Source organism: Pedobacter sp. UC225_61 (assembly GCF_044452285.1).
GTDB lineage: Bacteria > Bacteroidota > Bacteroidia > Sphingobacteriales > Sphingobacteriaceae > Pedobacter.
Window position 1 is genome coordinate 1,720,542 of the sequence record NZ_JBIOAL010000001.1, and the last position, 17,260, is coordinate 1,737,801.

Genomic DNA, 17,260 nt, shown 5'->3' on the forward strand with positions numbered 1-17,260 from the left:
CTTAATAATAATAAACGTGTCTATAATACTTGCCATTGAATCTTCTTGTGATGAAACATCAGTTGCCGTATGTAACAACGGCAAAATTACTGCCAATGTTATTGCAAACCAAACAATTCATGAAAATTATGGAGGAGTAATACCAGAATTAGCATCAAGAGTTCATCAACAAAATATAGTGCCTGCTGTTCAGCAAGCATTGTCAATTGCTAAAGTTAACAAAAATGAGTTAAATGGCGTTGCTTTTACGCAAGGTCCAGGCCTATTAGGCTCTTTGTTGGTAGGAGTGTCATTTGCAAAGTCATTTGCATTAGCTTTAAATCTGCCATTAATTTCGGTTAATCATATGCAGGCACATATATTGGCTCATTTTATAGACGAACCAAAACCAAAATTTCCATTTTTGTGTTTGACGGTTTCTGGTGGGCATACGCAAATAGTTTTAGTAAAAGATTATTTCGACATGGAGATTGTAGGTGAAACCTTGGATGATGCCGCAGGCGAAGCATTTGATAAAACAGCTAAAATTTTAAACTTGCCTTATCCAGGAGGGCCATTGATTGATAAGTATGCTCAACAAGGAAATCCATTAGCATTTAAATTCCCGGAGCCACAAATACAAGGACTTAATTATAGCTTTAGTGGATTTAAAACTGCAATTTTGTATTTTATTAGAGACAGCCAAAAAGAAAATCCTTTGTTTGTAGAAGAAAATTTAGCGGATATTTGTGCATCTGTTCAGTTTAGCATTATAAATATATTAATGAACAAATTGAAAAAGGCTGCTAAACAATACAATATTAAAGAAATTGCAATTGCTGGTGGTGTTTCTGCAAATTCCGGTTTGCGAAATACATTATCTGAAATGAAAGATAGTTTAGGTTGGAATGTTTATATTCCAGCTTTTCAATATTGCACAGATAATGCAGGAATGATTGCTATTGCTGGTTATCAGAAATTTTTGGCTGGAGATTTTGTAGGGCAAGACATTTCGCCAATGGCGAGAATGAATTTTTAATAAAAAATATGGGAACAACGAGTTATATCTTTTTTGGTTTATTGTTAATTCCGTTAATTATTTTTTTAATCTGGGCAATTAAGCAGGATAAAAGAAAGAATTATCTGGGTTTGTTTTTTTTGATGCTAGGCGTAATCATTGCTATCTACACCATTCTTAGGTTAGATAGAGATTTTATGAAAAATAACACGCAAGTTGTTCCAAAATCATCGAGCTTTAAATAAATAAAAAAAGGAGAATTGAAAAATTCTCCTTTTTTTATGATGATGATTATTTTGAGATTATATTTTCTCTTCTAATTTTTCGCCTGTTACTTCAGCTCTAATTTTAGCTTCAATCTCTTCTGATAATTCTGGATTATCTAATAACAACTGTTTAACTGCATCTCTTCCTTGACCTAGTTTAGTTTCTCCATAAGAGAACCAAGATCCAGCTTTTTTAATGATGTTAAAATCTACACCTAAATCAATAATTTCTCCAGTTTTAGAAATACCTTCACCAAACATAATGTCAAATTCAGCTATGCGGAAAGGTGGTGCAACTTTATTTTTAACGATTTTGACTTTCACTCTATTTCCAGAAACTTCATCTGAATCTTTAATTTGTGACGTTCTACGAATATCTAAACGTACAGATGCATAGAACTTTAAAGCATTACCACCAGTTGTAGTTTCTGGGTTACCAAACATCACCCCAATTTTTTCACGTAATTGATTGATGAAAATACAGCAGCATCCAGTTTTAGCAATTGTTCCAGTTAACTTACGTAGCGCTTGACTCATTAAGCGAGCTTGTAAACCCATTCTGCTATCACCCATTTCACCTTCAATCTCTGCTTTTGGTACTAAAGCTGCAACCGAGTCAATTACGATTACATCAATTGCGCCAGAACGAATTAAATTATCAGCAATTTCTAGTGCTTGTTCACCATTATCTGGTTGTGAAATTAAAAGGTTATCTACATCTACACCTAATTTTTTTGCATAGCCTTTATCAAATGCATGCTCTGCATCAATAAATGCTGCGATGCCGCCTTTTTTCTGAGCTTCTGCAATAATATGCGTAGCCAAAGTAGTTTTACCAGATGATTCTGGTCCGTATATTTCTATCACACGACCTTTTGGAACACCGCCAATGCCCAAGGCAATGTCTAAACTAATAGAGCCTGTAGAAATCGAATCGATTGCTTCTACGGCAGCATCTCCTAATTTCATAACGGAACCTTTACCGTATGATTTTTCTAATTTATCTAAGGTTAATTGTAGTGCTTTTAATTTTTCTGCGTTTGGGTTCATTTTCGTCATTCTCTAAGTAAATAATATATATGTATCGGCTAATAATCTAATTTTGTAATACTAATAACTTTAGCAAACATATTAATTTAAATTTGATTTATGCAAATAATATTTAAAATATTTTAATAAAATTATCAACATAGCTAATTTATTTAGTTTTAAAGGTCTTTTCGAAATACCTACAAAAGTGTGTGATCTCGCAAATGCTACACTTAGGACTTCTAGCTACACAAACATAACGTCCATGTAAAATTAACCAATGGTGTGCCATTGCAATTGTGTGCTCTGGTAAATGTTTTACTAAATCTTTTTCTACAGCTAATGGAGTTTTGCCGTTTGTTAAACCAATTCTATTAGCAACTCTAAATACATGTGTATCAACTGCCATTGCAGGTGCATCATAAATTACAGAAGCAATTACATTAGCAGTTTTACGGCCTACGCCTGGCATTTTTTGCAATTGATCAACATCAGATGGTACTTCGTTATTAAATTCATTAACCAACATATTTGCCATGCCCACTAAATGTTTGGCTTTATTGTTTGGATAACTTACACTTCTAATGTAATCGAAAACTAAATCTGGTGTGGTTTCTGCAAGTGATTTTGCATTTGGAAAACGTTGAAAAAGAGCAGGAGTAACTTGATTTATCCTTTTGTCGGTGCATTGTGCTGATAAAATAACGGCAACCAACAATTGATAAGGATTATTATAATGTAATTCTGTTTCAGCGTTGGGTTGTTTGGCAGAAAAATGAGAAACAAAAAGTTGATACCGTTCTTTTTTAAGCATGAACAAATATAGGTATCGGGTACAAAGTATCAAGTAAACAAAATACAGTAATAAGAAATATCAAAATAAAATTGATAGGTAATTAAAGTTAAAAAGCCCATTAACTTCGAGTTAATGGGCTTTTCTTTTTTGTAAATTATTTCTTTTTACTGTAAGCTAAAATCCTATTAATGATTTCATCTGATGGATTTTTAACTAGCTCATCCAATTTGGATTTAATGCTGTTGTAAAATAGCTCATTCTGTTGATCGGCTTCATCTGCAACTTTTTCCACAAGTTGGGTGTTAAGAGAATTTACAATGTTGGTTGAAGTAGAGGTTTTTGTCATACGCAATTAAACAATTAGAAATATAATTAAGTTTTTAAATCTAAACGCAATTGCATACATATTATTTTACAACTGGATTAAATTATTTGCGTATTCCAAATTATATTTCATAAAATGGATTATGAGCATGAATTCGTAGTTTTTATTAACCATAGATTAACAGATTTTTTAATTATCTATCAATCTGTGGTTTTTATAACGAATAAATGGTTGATGTTATAGACCTCTTTGCGATGTTACTTCTTTCACATTCATCATTTTACGAAGATTGCTTAACGCATAACGCATTCTGCCTAGAGCAGTATTAATGCTTACATCTGTTAAATCGGCTATTTCTTTAAAGCTTAAATCTGCATAATGACGCATAATTAATACTTCTTTCTGTTCATCAGGTAAAAGATGAATCATTGCTCTTAAATCTGCGTGTGTTTGCTCACGTAACATTCTATCTTCTGTGCTTTCTTCAAGAATTTGCAAAAGATTAAGTACATCTGTACCATCAGCGCTGGTAATTACGGGCGCACGTTTCTCGCGACGGAAATAATCGATGACCAAGTTATGCGCAATACGCATCACCCATGGTAAAAATTTACCTTCTTCATTATATCTGCCGCTGCGTAAGGTATTAATTACCTTAATAAAAGCGTCTTGAAAAATGTCTTCGGCTAAGTATTGGTCTTTTACCAATAAATAAATAGATGTGTATATTTTGGATTTATGTCTTCGAAGTAACTCTTCTAAAACAGATTCTTCTCCGTTAAGATATAACTTCACCAAATCCTGATCACTGTGCTGTTGTAATTTCATAGGAGTGCGTAACTAAAACTCTTCTCTTTTTATTAAAAATTAAAATAAATAAGTAGCTTTTTAATCTATAGCGTTTCTCCTGTTTTAAGATGGTGGTTTCTAACTTGTGTGAGTTACAATTCCAAAAGACGGATTTTTTTTTGATAATCCAACAATAAATATGTTAAAAAATGTAAATTTTTGTAAAATAGTACTAATATAGAGCTAGGTTGAAACCAAATTCGTAAATTTGAGGTTGTAAAATAGTATAGCTACAAAGGCGGTTCATGAGCAAGGAAATAGAGAAAGATCCACACAAAAATATCATTATAAAAGGGGCAAGAGTTCACAATCTTAAAAATATTGATGTTGCCATACCTAAAAACAAATTGGTTGTAATTACTGGTATGTCTGGCTCGGGTAAATCCTCTTTAGCTTTTGATACGTTATATGCAGAAGGCCAAAGACGCTATGTAGAAAGTTTATCATCTTATGCTCGGCAATTTATGGGCAGAATGAATAAACCCGATGTAGATTATATTAAAGGTATTGCACCTGCTATCGCAATTGAACAAAAAGTAATTACTTCAAATCCACGTTCTACGGTAGGTACATCTACCGAGATTTACGATTACTTAAAATTGCTTTTCTCTAAAATCGGCATTACCTATTCGCCAATATCTGGTGAAGTAGTTAAAAAAGATACAGTTACCACAGTAGTGGATTTTATTTTAGGTTTAGGAAATGATGTAGTTGCAACTATTTTCTGCCCATTGCATCCTCATAACAACCGCTCGGTTAAAGAAGAATTAGCGGTATTGTTGCAAAAAGGCTTCTTACGCGTTTACTTTAAAGGTAAAATTGCAAAAATTGAAGATCTATTAGAAGATCCTTCGATAAAAGATGTTGAATTGACAGATAGCGAGACCATTCGTATTTTAATAGATAGAATTGTTGTAAACGAAGAAGAAGAAACGTTAAGTCGTATGGCGGATTCTGTTCAAACTGCATTTTTTGAAGGCAAAGGCGATTGCTTTGTAGAACACGAAGGAAAACAAACCTTCTTTTGCGATCGTTTTGAATTAGATGGTGTTAAGTTTGAAGAGCCAACGCCTAATTTCTTCAGCTTTAATAATCCCTATGGTGCATGTAAACGTTGCGAGGGTTATGGAAATGTAATTGGTATTGATGAAGATTTAGTAATTCCTGATAAGAGCAAAAGCTTATACGATAATGCAATAGCACCTTGGCGTGGTGAAAAAATGGGTGAATGGTTAAAGAAGTTTATCAAGAATGCGGATAAATTCGATTTTCCAATTCATCGCTCGTATAGCGAATTAACAGAAAAACAACAACGTTTAATTTGGACAGGAAATAAGTATTTTGCTGGTTTAGATGAGTTCTTTAAAGAGCTAGAAGAACAAACATATAAAATCCAATACCGAGTAATGTTATCGCGTTACCGGGGAAAAACGATTTGTCCTGATTGTAAAGGAACTCGTTTGCGTAAGGATGCGTCGTATGTAAAAATTGATGGAAAATCTATTTTAGATATGGTCTTAATGCCTTTATCAACAATACTTCCATTTTTTGAAAAATTAGAATTATCAGAAACTGAAATTAAAATTTCTAAACGCTTATTAGCTGAAGTTACGAGTAGGGTTTTATACTTGAATAATGTTGGCTTAGGCTATTTAACTTTAAATCGTTTATCTAATACCCTTTCTGGTGGCGAAAGTCAGCGGATTAATTTGGCAACTTCCTTAGGGAGTAGCTTGGTTGGTTCAGTCTATGTTTTAGATGAACCAAGTATTGGCTTGCATCCAAGAGATACGCATAAACTGATTGAAGTTTTAGAATCATTAAGGAATGTAGGTAATACCGTTTTGGTGGTAGAGCATGAAGAAGAAATGATGAAAGCTGCGGATCATATCATAGATATTGGTCCTGAAGCGGGCACGAATGGAGGAAATTTAGTTTTTAGTGGTACTTATGATGAAATCATCAAAGATAAAAATTCATTAACTGGTCGTTATTTAGCTGGAAAAGAAGAAATCGCTATTCCAGCAAAACGTCGTGAGTGGAAAGACCATATCCTTATCAAAGGAGCTAGAGAAAATAACTTAAAAAACATCAACGTGAAATTCCCACTTGGAATTTTTACATGTGTGAGTGGAGTTTCTGGTTCTGGAAAAACGAGTTTGGTGAAGAAAATTCTTTATCCTGCTTTGCAAAAAGCTATAGGTAATTATGCAGGTGAGCAAACTGGTAGTTACGATGGTGTTTTTGGTAATATCGATTTGGTGAGTGCTGTTGAAATGGTGGATCAAAACCCAATTGGACGTTCTTCGCGTTCAAATCCAGTTACATATGTTAAAGCTTGGGATGATATTAGAGCTTTATTTTCGGCTTTACCAGCTGCAAAAGCTAGTGGATTAAAACCTGCAGCATTTTCTTTTAATGTAGAAGGTGGTCGTTGTGATACGTGCCAGGGTGAGGGTGAAGTGAAAATAGAAATGCAGTTTATGGCAGATATTTATTTGCCTTGTGAAACTTGTGGTGGAAGAAGATTTAAGCAACAAGTTTTAGACATTACTTATCAGGATAAAAACGTAGCGGATATTTTGGATTTAACCATTGAAGAAGCAGTTACATTTTTTGCCAAAGAACCTAAAATATTGCAAAAGCTAAATCCATTATTAGATGTAGGTTTAGGTTATGTGCATTTAGGTCAATCGTCAAATACTTTATCTGGCGGTGAGGCGCAACGCATCAAATTAGCTTCCTTTTTAATCAAAGGAAATAATGCACAAAAAACAATGTTTATTTTTGATGAACCTACCACTGGTCTACACTTTCATGATATTAAAAAGCTATTGAAAGCCTTAAATACATTAATAGAACAGGGAAATACAATTTTAGTGATTGAACACAATATGGATATGATTAAATGTGCGGATTGGGTGATCGATATTGGTCCAGAAGGCGGTGATAAAGGCGGACACGTAGTGTTTGAAGGGAAGCCTGAAGATTTACAAAATGCTAAAGGTTCTTATACTGGTCAATTTTTAAAAGCACATTTGAAATAGTATCTTAGCAAACTATGCTCTTCCTAACCTTACTAATAGGCATCGTATTAAATGCCATGGGCTATATCCCTCCGGGAAATATTAACCTTACTGTGGCGCAGCTTACCATTAACAAAGGCATGCGTCAGGCATTGTACTTTATACTTTCTTTTTCTTGCGTAGAAGTGTTTTTTACCTTCGGAATGATGCGTTTTGCTCGTTGGGTATCAAGTGATGTTAACCTTGATGCTAACATTAGTGAGGTAAGATTAGGAACATATGTAGACTTATTTATGATTTTGCTCTTTATTGTAATGGGCACAATTACTTGGGTTAATCGTAAAAAAGTCCCAAAAACAAGGAGTGAAGATAACAGAAGTAGAAAGGGTAGTGTATTTTATGGAATGTTGCTAGGAGTTTTAAATCCAGTACAAATTCCTTTTTGGTTGTTTTTTGGCAATTATGTGATTCTTCATGAGTGGATCCATACTAATTACTTATCATTAGTGATTTTTAGTTTGGGTTCGGGTATGGGTTCGGCTTTAGCTTTATATGGATATGCTCATTTTGCAAAATATATTCAAGAGAAATTTGCATTGAGTAGCCATATCATTAATCGCTCTATTGCATTGTTTCTTTATGCATTAGCGTTGTATCTTATTATTAAACAAAGTTTGGTTTATTTAGGGTAAGACATAGTAGTATAACCCAAACTTTTCACTGCTTTAAGATTTTACTTTCGTTTAAAATGATAGGAGTTATAGAAATCAGCGTTGATATTTCCAGTTTAAAGATTTTCCTTCGTTTAACCATTCAATTGTTGTCGACATACGTTTTATTCTGGTGGCTTCTGCTTTAGCAGTTGTTATCCATTCTAAGTATTCTCTACGGTGTGATGGACTAAAGTTTTCAAACTGTTGTTTGGCTCTTGGGTTTTCATTCAATACACTTGCAAAGTCTGATGGTATTGCAATTTCCGCCTTTGGCGTGACTACCTTTTTAACTTTTGTACCTTCTTCATTCAGCTTTAATGCTTCTAAAATATATTCTGTAAGAATTTTAGTTTCAGGGATATCTTCCATTTTTTCAACTCTTCCCATAGTGCCCATCGCATCTTTTTCGAAAATTTGATAAGGATCTTTCATTAAAGAAGACTTCCAAAAACCAAAAGCGCAATGTGCTTTAAAGCTTGCCATAGAACAAACAGTGCCTTTATAATCGAAATGAGGAAATCCCCATTTAATGGTTTCATTAATTAAAGGAGAGGCTTGGTGAATGGTATTTCTTAAATGTATTAAAATTGGTTGTGCAAATGGTGCAGCTTTTGCGATGTAAGCATCTACACGTTCATCGTATTGTTTCATTTTCGATCCATTTTATTCTTAGTGAACTCAATATTCCATATTTTTTCTGCTTTGCGGCCAATTAACCAAAATGAAATGGCTAATACAGAAAAGAATAATGCTTTATGCCAACTATCCCAAAAATATTCGAAATAGCGTGTATATAAATTTATAAATAAAAAAGTAATACCAAATTCTCTAGCAACTTCATCATGGTATTTTAAACCAATAAAAATGCTAATCGCACACATTGTTGACGAAATTATAGCCCAGTAAAACAGGTTAATTTGTTTTACGGCATACCAGCTTTCTAAAGTGCCGTAATTGCCAAACACCGAAAGCAACCAAAGAGATATAAAAAGATAAGCCATTCCGCAGATATACGTAGTTGGGAAAAAACGTTGGAGATTTTTCTTACGTCTTAATAAAAACGAAACAGCAGTAAGGAATAAACCGAATAATACAAAGCGTAACGGATAATTTAAGCCTATAAAATAGCCACTCCAACGTGATAAATAGCCTGTTTCAGTGCCGAACCAAGCACCAAAGGAAAGTAAGGTAAATACCCAAATTAGCCTTGATTTAAACAAATAAGCTAAGCCTGCATAAATTACTACAGATAGTAATATTAAAATTGAGAAATGATTGCTGCCATTATTCAATGATTTTCCGAAATAGGCAATGGCATTTGCGGTAAGCATTACAGCAGTAAAAACAAGAGCTTCATTGCTAAAAACCTTTTCGGGCTTAGTCTTTTTTCTTTTAAAACCCAATATAAACAGACCAATTGCAGCTAATGCTGAGAATAAGCTAATTAAACTATTTGGTGTATTGTATAGCCTTTGAATATAATTGAGCAAGGTTTTGTCTATCAGTAACGCCCCTAGAGAAATAACACCGCAAGCCATTGCCACCCAAAATGAATATTGTGCTAACCTACGCCAATCGAATACTTTAGCTTCGTAACTTTGGCGTAATTTATTTGCGGTAGCTTCATTAAGTAAGTTTTCTTCTTCCCAGTACTTAATTATTTCTTCCAAAAACTCACCTTTTTCTTGGTCTATTTTCTTCATCTTTTACTAAGATAAATTAAATTATTTCAACAAATCTGGAATGCGTTTGTTATTTCCTACAATCCAAACAATATCTCCATTTTCAAATATCAAATTAGAATCTGGATTTAAAATACGGTGACCATCGCGTTCAATGCCCACTACTAGGCCTTGTGTTTGTTCTCTAATGCCAGAATTTCTAATGGTTTGTCCAAAAACAGGAGATTTACTGTTGATGATAACTTTTTGCAATGACATATCCTGCATAGGAATAGAAACTAAAGTTTCGTCTATAATTCCATCAAATAAAGGTTTGATATTCGCTAATTGATCATCCGTTCCAATAACTAATAATTTATCGTATGGATATAAACGTTCATCTCGACTTGGCGTTGAAATATTGATTTTGCCTCTTTCAATCATAGCAATATTTACACCGTATTGCTCTCTAATTTTCAAATCGACTAAAGTTTTTCCTACCAGTTCTGATTCTGGTGCAACCGTAATCTCGGTCAAGTGCGTATCCCAAGGTAAAATATCTGGCGTTCTATTTTCTCTAGCATTTAAGTTTAACATAAACCTTGTTTCCAATTTATTGTAAAACGATTGTAGTTTACGAGAGAAAATAATCATGACCAATATGACAAGTGCTAATGCTATTCCAGCTGCAATCCAGGTATCAAAAAATTCATACATTAAAAATCCTACAAAGAAAATCCCTAATAAAATTCTGAGCACTTCAATAACTATTAATGGTCCTCGTGTATATTTTTTATTGAGCCATAAATGTGAGTAAGCAGTTTTTTGTATTCTTCTGATAGATAATGCCCATAAGAATGGAGTCATTAAGATAAAAGAGATAATTGCACTTATGATTGTTGCGTTTGAGCCTATATCTAACTGATTTGCTATAAATGGATTTAAAAATCGAGCTGCCAATAAGATAATAGAAATAATAATTACAGCGTGGATAATGGTATTAAATATGTACGATCGGAGTAAGATTTTCCAGTCGCTTAAAGTTGTTATACCTTCTGTACTAGAACTGTATCTTTCAATTCCATTTAACCATCTTTGTGGCAATCTGTTAGTTAAAAAGTTGTAAAGAGGCTCTGATAGTTTAATTAAATAGGGTGTTGTAAATGTGGTAAGTGCTGCTGCGGCTACTGCGATAGGATATAGAAATTCGCTTGTTACTTTTAGACTTACGCCTAACGTGGCAATGATAAATGAGAATTCCCCAATTTGTGCTAAACTCATACCAGCTTGTACCGAAGTTTTAAGTGGTTGACCAGCTAACAAAGCACCAAGAACAGTAAATAGAATTTTTCCGAAAATAATTACTAACGTAATTAAAAAGATAGGCATTGCATATTCAATCAATATGCTTGGGTTGATTAACATACCTACGGAAACAAAAAATACAGCGGCAAATAAATCTTTAACAGATTTTGTTAAGTGTTCTATTCGTTCTGCTTGAGTAGTTTCTGCCAATATAGACCCCATGATAAATGCGCCCAATGCAGGAGAAAAACCAGCTTTATCTGCTAATAAAACCATAACTAAACATAAAGCTAATGATACCACCAACATTGTCTCATCATTCATTAGTTTTTTGGTGGCCTTTAAAAATGTAGGCACTAAAAATATTCCACCTAAAAACCACAACACCAGGAAGAAACTTAGTTTTAGGATTGATTTGATCATTTCTGGGCCAGCAGATTGCTGACTCACTGCCATTGTAGAAAACAGGACTAGTAATAAAATGGCTACCAAATCTTCTACGATCAATACACCAAATACCAAACCGGCAAACTTTTTATGTTTAATGCCGAGTTCTTCAAAAGCTTTAATGGTAATCATAGTAGAGGAGATAGAAATAATCCCACCAAGAAAAATACTATCCATGTTATTCCAACCCATAGCTATACCAATGAGGTAACCAGCTAGGATGATGAAAAGTACTTTTACAATAGCAGTAATTGATGCAGAACCGCCAACTTTTACTAATTTTTTGAAACTGAATTCAAGTCCAAGACTAAATAAAAGGAAGATTACACCAATTTCACCCCAAATGGTGATGCTTTTATAATCGCTAACAGTTGGAATAATGTTAATATGTGGACCAACCAATAAACCGGCTAAAATATAGCCCAATACTAATGGTTGTTTAATTTTTTTAAATAGGAGTGTAGTTACTCCAGCTGCAGCAAGGATAAGACCTAAATCGGCAATTAATACAGGTAAGTGAATCATAAAGTATATTTTTTTGATGAATAATTTTAATGCTGGTTTTAGCAAAAAGAATTACCAAAAAGTATGCTTCGGAAATAGGCAATTAAAAATAAATTGATAGCTATAATTGACCTTACCTTTAAACTTTTTTATTGATTTAATAGGTGAAAATGTAAGTGTTAAATAGCTGTAGAGAAAACTAATTGCACCTGCTAAAGTTGGATGTTGTATAGTTTGATGAATCCGATTTAAATGTTCGGAAAATGGTTCTTTACTTAAAGAGCTTTTCGCTCGTTTAGATAATACATTTGCCTTATCCAAAATAAGAATAGATTTCTTACTCGACTTTTGAACAACTGCACAAGTTCTATTATCTAGGGCATGAGTCGTAGATAGATAAAAAAAAGACAATAGTAAAAAAGTAATAAAACCCCTCATTGCTTTAAATATAGCAAAAATAATCGGTTTTTGAATGCTTTAAGGCACTATTATAAATTTGGGTTTTGCTGAAAGAATGCTAAAGTATCTTCTTTATCTTGATGTAATTGTTGAGTTAAAGCTTCCAAACCTGTAAATTTTACATCGTGACGTAAGAATTTTAGGAAATTCATTTTAATGGTTTGACCGTAAATTTCACGATTGAAATCGAAAATATTTACTTCAATATTACGTGTCATGCCGTTAATAGTTGGGCGTTGACCAATGTACGCCATGCCTTTGTACGTTACGCAATTATTACCTTTCTCCTCTAGCATTTCAACGGTTACCGCATAAATCCCATCACTTGGGATAAGTTTATAGGTTTCTTCTACAAAAATGTTTGCCGTAGGAAATCCGATTGTTCTGCCAATTTTATCCCCTTTAATTACAGGGCCGCTAATAGAAAAGTGATAGCCTAAATAGGTTTCAGCTAAAGCCACATCCCCATCTAAAAGAGCTTTACGAATTTTGGTTGAACTTACCGCAACATCATTAATATCCTGCTCAGGTATTTCTTCAATTTTGTAATTATACAATGCAGCACATTCTTCCAACTCTTTCATGCCACCTTTTCTGTCTTTGCCAAAACGATGATCGTAACCTACAATAATTTGTTTTGTGCCAATGGTGTCCACTAAAATGTTTTTAATGTATTCGGCTGCGCTTAGATTAGAAAAATCTCGTGTAAATGGAGTGATAATTAAATGATCAACACCTAAATTTGCTAAAATCTCCGCTTTTTCTTTAATCGTATTGATTAATTTTAAATCTTGGTTTTCAGGATCAATAATCATCCGCGGGTGCGGGAAAAAAGTTAAGATTACACTTTCACCACCAGAAGATTTTGCTAATTCGCACAAGCGTTTTATAATTTTCTGATGTCCGTAATGAACACCATCAAAAGTGCCAATAGTAACAATGGCATTGTCTAATTTTTTAAATTCAGAAAGTTGGTGGTATATTTTCAAAACGTATCTTTTAATGTAAAGCTTGGCGTTTAACAACACCTCCCTTAAGGTCTGCAATTTGTTGTTGTACTACAAAAGCATCTGGATCTATTTGCCTAATTTCAGATTGTAATTTGCTCATTTCTAGCTTAGTTACAACTGTATATATGATATCAATGTCTTTCTTTTCTAAATAGCCACCTTCACCTTTATATACTGTAACACCTCTTTTCATATTATTGATAATGAAATGTTTGATGTCATCATTTTTTTCTGAAATAATGGTTACACCCGTATACGCTTCTAATCCGTTTACAATAAAATCAACTGTGTTTGAAGCAGATAAATACGTCAAGATAGCATATAAAGCTGTTTCGATATTTAAAAAATAGGCAGCAAATGCAAAAATAATAATGTTCAGGATAAGGATAATATTTCCAACCGTTAACATACTATTTCTACTAATATATAAGGCCAATACTTCAGTTCCGTCAATTACGCAACCACCCCTCATGGCCAATCCAATTCCGCCACCTAAAAAGAAGCCACCAAAAAATGCAATTAATAATTTATCGTGAGTAATCGGATTAAAAGGCAAAACAATTAAAGCGATGGAAAGTAGCGCAATGGCAATTGTAGTTTTTATTGCAAAACCTTTTCCTATTTGTTTGTATCCCATTATAATGAACGGAATATTTATGATGATAATCAAATAAGATAAATTCCACCCGGTTAGTGCTCTTACTAATAGAGAAATACCAGTTACACCTCCATCTATAAAATGACTTGGCAATAAAAAACTTTTAAGTCCGAAGCAAGCAGATATTACACCGCAAATAATTAAAGCTCCTTCTTTTAAAAATCGAGTATTCTTATTTTTGATGTTTTCCATAAACGCTTAATTGGATTCTGTTTCCTGTTTATTTTCTTCTCTCTTATTACGAAGATACTGAACCAAATCTGCTACTTCAAATGCATTTTTTAATAAGAAGTTTCCGCTGCGGGTACGAGTAAGTTTGGATAAATACGCTCCATTATTTAGTTGTTTGCCAAAATCTGAAACTAACGAACGAATGTAAGTTCCTTTGCTACATACAATTCTGAAATCGATTTCTGGTAAATCAATTCTAGTAATTTCAAATGCATTTACAGTAACGTGGCGTTTGCGCAGTTCGACTTCTTCTCCTAAACGAGCTTTCACGTATAAGCGTTCGCCATTTACTTTAACAGCAGAATGTGCTGGTGGATATTGTTCAATATCACCTTTAAAGGGTTCTGTAGCAGCGTAAATTTCTTCTTCAGTTAGGTGTTGAATAGCAAAAGTTGCATCAACTTCAGTTTCCATATCGAAAGAAGGTGTGCTCGCTCCCAAAATCATGGTGCCCGTATATTCTTTTTCTTCTGCCTGAAAAGTATCGATTTGCTTGGTTAATTTTCCCGTACAGATAATTAATAAACCTGTAGCTAAAGGATCTAATGTGCCGGCATGTCCAACTTTTAATTTTAAAGGTTTTAGCGAATTTCTAATCTTGCCAACCACATCAAAAGAAGTCCATTTGTAGGGTTTGTTTAATAGAAGAAGCTCGCCTTGGGCAAAGTCAAAATCAGGAAATTGTAGGTTTTTGTTCTCCAAAAGAAATTATTTTGATGCAAAGCTACGGTTTAAATGATAGAGAGTTGGTGTCCAGATAAAATCAAAACGATAATAACTAGTCCAACAATAATTCTATACCATCCAAATAGTTTAAAACCATTTTTGTTCAAATAACCAATAAAGCTTTTAATTGCCAATAGGGCGATGATAAAAGCAACAACATTACCAAAAGCTAAAATTTGTATTTGCTCATGCGAAATAGAATGCCCTTCTTTATAAAAGTCTAGTAATTTTTTGCCTGTAGCAGCAAACATGGTTGGTACAGCTAAAAAGAAAGAAAATTCTGCAGCTACTTTTCTGCTTAATTTCTGGCTCATCCCGCCAACTATGCTTGCTCCAGATCTAGAAACGCCAGGTATCATTGCTAAGCATTGAAAAAAGCCAATTTTTAGAGCAGTTAAATAATTGATTTCTGCTTCTTCATTGATGGTCGGATTACTAAACCATTTATCAACGAATAATAAAATAACCCCACCAACTACTAAAGAAATTCCAACGGTAAGCGGACTTTCTAACATTTGATCGATTTTATCACTCAATAAAACACCAAAAATAGCAGCTGGAATAAATGCGATAACTAATTTAATGTAAAAGTTAATGCTCTTAAAAAACCGTTTGAAATATAACACCACCACAGATAAAATGGCACCTAGTTGAATACAAATCGTAAATAACTTCACAAAAGGATCAGAAGCGATGCCCATTATAGAGGAGCCAATAATCATATGCCCTGTTGATGAAACTGGCAAAAATTCAGTTAATCCTTCAATAATTGCAAGGATTAGGGCTTGTATAAAATTCATTAACCCTTATTTTTTTAAAACAGCATAAATACCAAATGCAAAGCCAAACAATACCACCATTGGTGCTATTAAAGTTCTTCTCACATCATAAATATCACCTGTGGTACCCATCATTAAAATAAAGCCAACTACCACAATAGCAACGCTAATTAATAATAACTGATAGTTCTTTTTTGTAAAAACCAATTCTGTTTTTTATCCTGTTTTACAGGTGCTGATTGTTTTTCTGCCATTATCTATATAGATCGTAAATTTTTAAACGTAAATACCTGCTTACTGCAAATAATGTACTCATTGAGGTAATAAAAATACCAATAGCAATCATACCAATTAATACGAAACCAAATTCGGTATAGTTTCTTAAAATCAATATTTCAGGTATTTCCTTTTGTGCATAATATAAAAGCCCAAGCAAAATAATAATTGCGATAAAAGAAGCAATTAAACCGTGTAATGCTGCAACTAATATGAAAGGCTTTCTAATGAAGTTTTTGGTAGCGCCAACTAACTGCATGCTCTTTATTAAAAAGCGTTGCGAGAAAATTGCCAAACGAATAGTGTTGTTGATCAATGCAACTGCAATTACTAATAAGATAATTGCAAAACCCAACACAATTAAACTAATGGTGCTAATGTTTTTGTTCACCATATCAATTAAAGAACTCTGATAAATTACCTCTTTAACAATTGGGTTTTTTTCTATGTTTTTTTTAAGTGCATCAATGCTTTGGTTATTTGCATAATCTGCTTTTAAATAAACATCAATGGTAGAAAGTAATGGATTGTATCCTAAAAAGTTTACAAAATCTTCGCCTAAGTCTTTGGTCAAGTTATGTTGTGCAACTTCTTTATTTACATATTGAGTTTGCTTAACTGCTGTGTTTGCATTCAACTCTTTTTGAAAAGCTAAAATGTCAGTTTCTTTAGCGCCTTCATCAACAATAATGTTTAAAACAATATTCTCTTTTACATAATTGGATAAGTTTTTAGCATGAACCAAGATTAAACCCAACATACCTAACATTAGTAAAACCAATGCAATGCTAAAAATGGTGGAAATATAAATGGTTTTTGTCTTCTTAGAAGCTTCGCTTACTTCAAATTCTTCCATGTATTTATGTTTTTGTTTTTGCGAAAATAAAGAAAGATAAGCAGAAATGTAAATAAATGCCTTTTTGTTTTTGCATTGATGCTTAATTTAAGGAAAGTAAATTAGTAAATTTTGCATTAATCAATAGAGACTTAACATTATTTAACTTTCTCATCCTCATCAATGCTGATGTTTATCAATCTAACATATGGTTTGCTCCCAGTTTGCTCCTACATTCCTCCTAGAAAACCGCGTTTTAGCAGAACAATACCAGAACAAACCTAGGAGAACTCTAGGAGAATTCTAATTCTTCACAGACAAGTCCAGACATTTTCGGACATTTCAGGACATCCTCCCGTCCTTGATTT

General features: G+C 33.3%; 16 protein-coding genes. 3 read left to right on the forward strand and 13 right to left on the reverse strand.

Going from position 1 to position 17,260, the window contains the following annotated elements; all coding sequences use genetic code 11:
- The first annotated feature begins 16 nt into the window (after positions 1–16).
- On the forward strand, positions 17–1,018 hold the full coding sequence (gene tsaD, locus ACHMWN_RS08170) for a tRNA (adenosine(37)-N6)-threonylcarbamoyltransferase complex transferase subunit TsaD (protein WP_397299509.1): 1,002 nt from the start codon (positions 17–19) through the stop codon (positions 1,016–1,018).
- 281 nt (positions 1,019–1,299) lie between these two features.
- Here the strand turns inward: tsaD and recA are convergent, their stop codons facing one another.
- The 4 genes from recA to ACHMWN_RS08190 form a co-directional block, all read right to left on the reverse strand.
- Positions 1,300–2,313, reverse strand: coding sequence for a recombinase RecA (recA, locus tag ACHMWN_RS08175; protein WP_397303555.1), 1,014 nt, complete (start codon positions 2,311–2,313; stop codon positions 1,300–1,302).
- Positions 2,314–2,461: 148 nt separating this feature from the next.
- Positions 2,462–3,106 (reverse strand): endonuclease III, encoded by a 645-nt coding sequence (gene nth, locus ACHMWN_RS08180; protein WP_397299511.1) that lies wholly within the window; start codon positions 3,104–3,106, stop codon positions 2,462–2,464.
- 136 nt (positions 3,107–3,242) lie between these two features.
- Positions 3,243–3,434 carry a hypothetical protein gene (locus tag ACHMWN_RS08185; RefSeq protein WP_397299514.1) on the reverse strand — a complete coding sequence of 64 codons (192 nt, stop codon included), beginning with the start codon at positions 3,432–3,434 and terminating at the stop codon, positions 3,243–3,245.
- Between the two features lie 216 nt (positions 3,435–3,650).
- Positions 3,651–4,241 carry an RNA polymerase sigma factor gene (locus ACHMWN_RS08190; RefSeq protein WP_173273854.1) on the reverse strand — a complete coding sequence of 197 codons (591 nt, stop codon included), beginning with the start codon at positions 4,239–4,241 and terminating at the stop codon, positions 3,651–3,653.
- A 266-nt stretch (positions 4,242–4,507) separates the two neighbouring features.
- Here ACHMWN_RS08190 and uvrA point away from each other — a divergent pair, with 266 nt between their 5' ends.
- Positions 4,508–7,309: an excinuclease ABC subunit UvrA gene (gene uvrA / locus ACHMWN_RS08195; RefSeq protein WP_397299517.1), complete on the forward strand. Its 2,802-nt coding sequence runs from the start codon at positions 4,508–4,510 to the stop codon at positions 7,307–7,309.
- Between the two features lie 56 nt (positions 7,310–7,365).
- Positions 7,366–7,980 carry a LysE family transporter gene (locus tag ACHMWN_RS08200; RefSeq protein ID WP_397299520.1) on the forward strand — a complete coding sequence of 205 codons (615 nt, stop codon included), beginning with the start codon at positions 7,366–7,368 and terminating at the stop codon, positions 7,978–7,980.
- Between the two features lie 75 nt (positions 7,981–8,055).
- On the opposite strand, the gene ACHMWN_RS08205 is transcribed toward ACHMWN_RS08200, so the two are convergent.
- The 9 genes from ACHMWN_RS08205 to ACHMWN_RS08245 form a co-directional block, all read right to left on the reverse strand.
- Positions 8,056–8,652, reverse strand: coding sequence for a YdeI family protein (locus tag ACHMWN_RS08205; protein WP_397299523.1), 597 nt, complete (start codon positions 8,650–8,652; stop codon positions 8,056–8,058).
- Complete coding sequence (locus ACHMWN_RS08210; protein WP_397299526.1) at positions 8,649–9,704, reverse strand: DUF2157 domain-containing protein; 1,056 nt, start codon at positions 9,702–9,704, stop codon at positions 8,649–8,651. Before ACHMWN_RS08210 ends, ACHMWN_RS08205 begins: the two co-directional genes overlap by 4 nt.
- 21 nt (positions 9,705–9,725) lie before the next feature.
- Positions 9,726–11,939, reverse strand: a complete 2,214-nt coding sequence (locus tag ACHMWN_RS08215; RefSeq protein WP_397299529.1) for a cation:proton antiporter — start codon at positions 11,937–11,939, stop codon at positions 9,726–9,728.
- A 467-nt stretch (positions 11,940–12,406) separates the two neighbouring features.
- Positions 12,407–13,366: a bifunctional riboflavin kinase/FAD synthetase gene (locus ACHMWN_RS08220; protein ID WP_397299532.1), complete on the reverse strand. Its 960-nt coding sequence runs from the start codon at positions 13,364–13,366 to the stop codon at positions 12,407–12,409.
- A gap of 10 nt (positions 13,367–13,376) precedes the next feature.
- Positions 13,377–14,237 (reverse strand): YitT family protein, encoded by an 861-nt coding sequence (locus ACHMWN_RS08225; protein WP_397299535.1) that lies wholly within the window; start codon positions 14,235–14,237, stop codon positions 13,377–13,379.
- Between the two features lie 6 nt (positions 14,238–14,243).
- Positions 14,244–14,978 (reverse strand): tRNA pseudouridine(55) synthase TruB, encoded by a 735-nt coding sequence (gene truB, locus ACHMWN_RS08230; protein WP_397299537.1) that lies wholly within the window; start codon positions 14,976–14,978, stop codon positions 14,244–14,246.
- Between the two features lie 29 nt (positions 14,979–15,007).
- Positions 15,008–15,802 carry an undecaprenyl-diphosphate phosphatase gene (locus ACHMWN_RS08235; protein WP_397299540.1) on the reverse strand — a complete coding sequence of 265 codons (795 nt, stop codon included), beginning with the start codon at positions 15,800–15,802 and terminating at the stop codon, positions 15,008–15,010.
- Positions 15,803–15,808: 6 nt separating this feature from the next.
- Entirely contained in the window at positions 15,809–15,988 is a 180-nt protein-coding gene (locus ACHMWN_RS08240; protein WP_397299542.1) for a DUF3098 domain-containing protein, read from the reverse strand.
- A gap of 46 nt (positions 15,989–16,034) precedes the next feature.
- Positions 16,035–16,913, reverse strand: coding sequence for a cell division protein FtsX (locus ACHMWN_RS08245; RefSeq protein ID WP_397299545.1), 879 nt, complete (start codon positions 16,911–16,913; stop codon positions 16,035–16,037).
- Positions 16,914–17,260 lie beyond the last annotated feature (347 nt).

Bases quoted from the DNA above. Each gene is read 5' to 3' on its own strand.
- ACHMWN_RS08205 (WP_397299523.1), bottom strand. From the start codon at position 8,652: ATGAAACAATACGATGAACGTGTAGATGCTTACATCGCAAAAGCTGCA.
- ACHMWN_RS08215 (WP_397299529.1), bottom strand. From the start codon at position 11,939: ATGATTCACTTACCTGTATTAATTGCCGATTTAGGTCTTATCCTTGCT.
- ACHMWN_RS08235 (WP_397299540.1), bottom strand. From the start codon at position 15,802: ATGAATTTTATACAAGCCCTAATCCTTGCAATTATTGAAGGATTAACT.
- ACHMWN_RS08185 (WP_397299514.1), bottom strand. From the start codon at position 3,434: ATGACAAAAACCTCTACTTCAACCAACATTGTAAATTCTCTTAACACC.
- ACHMWN_RS08200 (WP_397299520.1), top strand. From the start codon at position 7,366: ATGGGCTATATCCCTCCGGGAAATATTAACCTTACTGTGGCGCAGCTT.
- ACHMWN_RS08245 (WP_397299545.1), bottom strand. From the start codon at position 16,913: ATGGAAGAATTTGAAGTAAGCGAAGCTTCTAAGAAGACAAAAACCATT.
- ACHMWN_RS08225 (WP_397299535.1), bottom strand. From the start codon at position 14,237: ATGGAAAACATCAAAAATAAGAATACTCGATTTTTAAAAGAAGGAGCT.
- recA (WP_397303555.1), bottom strand. From the start codon at position 2,313: ATGAACCCAAACGCAGAAAAATTAAAAGCACTACAATTAACCTTAGAT.
- uvrA (WP_397299517.1), top strand. From the start codon at position 4,508: ATGAGCAAGGAAATAGAGAAAGATCCACACAAAAATATCATTATAAAA.
- ACHMWN_RS08190 (WP_173273854.1), bottom strand. From the start codon at position 4,241: ATGAAATTACAACAGCACAGTGATCAGGATTTGGTGAAGTTATATCTT.
- nth (WP_397299511.1), bottom strand. From the start codon at position 3,106: ATGCTTAAAAAAGAACGGTATCAACTTTTTGTTTCTCATTTTTCTGCC.
- ACHMWN_RS08210 (WP_397299526.1), bottom strand. From the start codon at position 9,704: ATGAAGAAAATAGACCAAGAAAAAGGTGAGTTTTTGGAAGAAATAATT.